The sequence below is a fragment of the Hymenobacter lapidarius genome, from assembly GCF_001816145.1.
Classification (GTDB): domain Bacteria; phylum Bacteroidota; class Bacteroidia; order Cytophagales; family Hymenobacteraceae; genus Hymenobacter; species Hymenobacter lapidarius.
In genome coordinates, this window is sequence record NZ_MDZB01000013.1 from 1 (window position 1) to 2,574 (window position 2,574).

Genomic DNA, 2,574 nt, shown 5'->3' on the forward strand with positions numbered 1-2,574 from the left:
TAACGTAGCGATTTCCGATGCTTCAAGCGCCAAGGGAGCTAACATAACCCAAAGAAACAGCCAAACACCCTCACACCATTACTTTTGACCGGATACTTATACTACCGATATGCCGCCCCGCTGGGGCTAAGATGCAGTATGCCGCAACCCGGCGTTAAACGGTAGTTCCTGTACCGGCCAGGCGGTTCAGCTTCGAATTCTGATACCCGTAGCCAAAGTACACGGCCAGGCCGATGAGCAGCCACACGAAAAACAGCGTCCAGTTGCTGATGCCGAGCTGCGTCATCAAGTACAGGTTGATGAGCAGGCCCAGCACGGGCAAGGCCGAGAGGCGCTTGCGAAACGAGAGGGCCGCCAGCGCCACGCAAAACAGCAAAAACACGATGGTGGGAATCTGGTGGGCAAAGCCGCCGATGATGCTGCCGCTCACGTCGTCCTTCAGCAGCCAGCCGCGCTGCCCGCTCACGTCCAGCCCGAACTCGTGGTTGTTGGCGCCATTATAGCGGAAAATGAGAAAAGCCCCCAAAACCAAAATAAGCGGCACCACCCACTTGCCGTTGATGTACGGCACCTTAAACCGGGCCTCGGAGCGGCCGTAGGGGTCGATGATGAGAATGCCGCCGCAGACCAGCGCAAACGCGAACAGCGTGCCGATGCTGGTGAGGTCCACCACCAAATCCATGTTGAGAATAAGCGCCGGCACTGCCACGAAAAAGCCCGTGACAATGGTGGCAAACGAGGGCGTGTGGAATCGTGGGTGAATGCGCGAAAAAACCTTGGGCAGCAGCCCGTCGCGGCTCATGGTGAGCCAGATGCGCGGCTGGCCCAGTTGAAACACCAGCAGCACCGACGCCATGGCAAACACCGCACTCACCGCTACCAGACCCGAGAGCTTGGGCAAGCCCACTTCAGCAAATACAAAGGAGAGCGGGTCGCCCACGCCAAGCTTGGTGTAGGGCACCATGCCGGTGAGCACCAGCGTAATCACTACGTACAGCACCGTGCAGATGATGAGGGCGTACATCATGGCCTTGGGCAGGTCGCGCTGCGGATTTTTGCACTCCTCGGCGGTGGTGGAGATGGCATCGAAGCCGATGTAGGCGAAGAATACCGCCGACACGCCTTTGAGTACGCCGCCCACGCCGTTGGGGGCGAAGGGGGTCCAGTTGGCCGGCTCGATGTAGAACACGCCCACGGCGATAACCACCACCACCACAATCAACTTCAAAAGCACGAGGATATTAGATGCGGTTTTGCTTTCCTTGATGCCCACGTACACCAGCGCCGTGATGGCTACCGTGATGGAGAAGGCCGGCAGGTCGACCACCAAATGCCAGTCGCCGAACAGGGTAGGGGCAGAGTTCCAGATGTTGTAGCCTTCGAGCTGCGCGGGCGTGGCCTGCGAGAGCGGCAAATTGGCCTGCATGAGGGCCAGCACGGCGTTGTATCCCTGGTAAGCACTCTGGGTGCCGGTGCTGAGGTAGGCCGGAATGTGCAGCCCGATGCCATCGAGCAGCCCGGTGAAATAGTCGGACCAGGAAATGGCCACCACGATGTTACCTACCGCGTATTCCATAATCAGCGCCCAGCCGATAATCCAGGCCGCGAGCTCACCAAATGAGGCGTAGGCGTAAGTATAAGCCGAGCCGCTGACCGGAATGGTGGCCGCGAACTGCGCGTAGCACAGCGCCGAAAACGCGCAGGCCACGGCCGTGAACACAAACAGCAGCGACACGGCCGGGCCGCCGTCGAGGCTGGCTTTGCCGATGGTACTGAAGATGCCGGCCCCGATGATGGCCGCAATGCCCAGCGCCGTGAGGTCGCGCACGGTGAGGTGGCGTTCCAGGCCGCCGGGCGCGTGGCCCTCGGCATCGGCGGGTGGATTTTGGAGAATGGCCGCGATGGTTTTGCGGCGAAACAGGGACTTATCAGAACGCATGAAGGGTGGGCGGGACGGGTTTGAAGGGCAAAAGATAAAGCATAATGACGGGGGCGTGTGCAATCGGGCCCCGGCGCGCATCGGCTAGGCAGTCCCTTTTGCCCCCGTTTCCGCCTATGCGCCCGCCTGTTACCCTCACCATTCTGCAGCCCTGCCACGAAAACTGGGCCGCCATGATGCCCACTGTTTTCTGGCCGGCACTGCGCCGCCCGCCAGAAAACAGTGGTGGACTTCACCCTAAAACCGACGCCGAAATTCTGGCCCAACTGGCCAGGGCCGCGAACGGCCGCACCTGCGGGCGCTTCGCGGCGGGGAGCTGGAGCGGCTGTTGCAGCGCGCCGCGCCGGCTGCCCCCACGCGCTGGCGGCCCCGGCATCTGAGCCGCTTTCATTGTTGCGGCAGTTAGTGGGTTTACCGGCCATTTTAAAACTCCTAACGTGCAAAAACCTACATTAGCCCCATGGTCACCCTCGCCTGCATCACCATTCCGCAGCCCTGCGCCCAGCCCTGGGCCGCCATGAAGCCCACCGCCCACGGCCGCCACTGCGGCGCCTGCGCCACCGAAGTCGTGGATTTTACTCGCCTGAGCGACGTGGAAATCATGGCGTTTCTGGCGCGGCAGGGCAGCCGGCCGG

Annotated in this window: 2 protein-coding genes; one reads left to right on the plus strand and one right to left on the minus strand. The window is 61.5% G+C overall.

The window, feature by feature from the left end:
* Positions 1-154 precede the first annotated feature (154 nt).
* Entirely contained in the window at positions 155-1,939 is a 1,785-nt protein-coding gene (locus BEN47_RS00625; protein WP_070724278.1) for an amino acid permease, read from the minus strand.
* 116 nt (positions 1,940-2,055) lie between these two features.
* Between BEN47_RS00625 and BEN47_RS00630 the strand changes: the two genes are divergently transcribed.
* Positions 2,056-2,319 (plus strand): hypothetical protein, encoded by a 264-nt coding sequence (locus BEN47_RS00630; protein WP_070724279.1) that lies wholly within the window; start codon positions 2,056-2,058, stop codon positions 2,317-2,319.
* The last annotated feature ends 255 nt before the right edge of the window (positions 2,320-2,574 follow it).

Coding starts and splice junctions, on each gene's coding strand:
- BEN47_RS00625 (WP_070724278.1), bottom strand. CDS start 1,939: ATGCGTTCTGATAAGTCCCTGTTTCGCCGCAAAACCATCGCGGCCATT.
- BEN47_RS00630 (WP_070724279.1), top strand. CDS start 2,056: ATGCGCCCGCCTGTTACCCTCACCATTCTGCAGCCCTGCCACGAAAAC.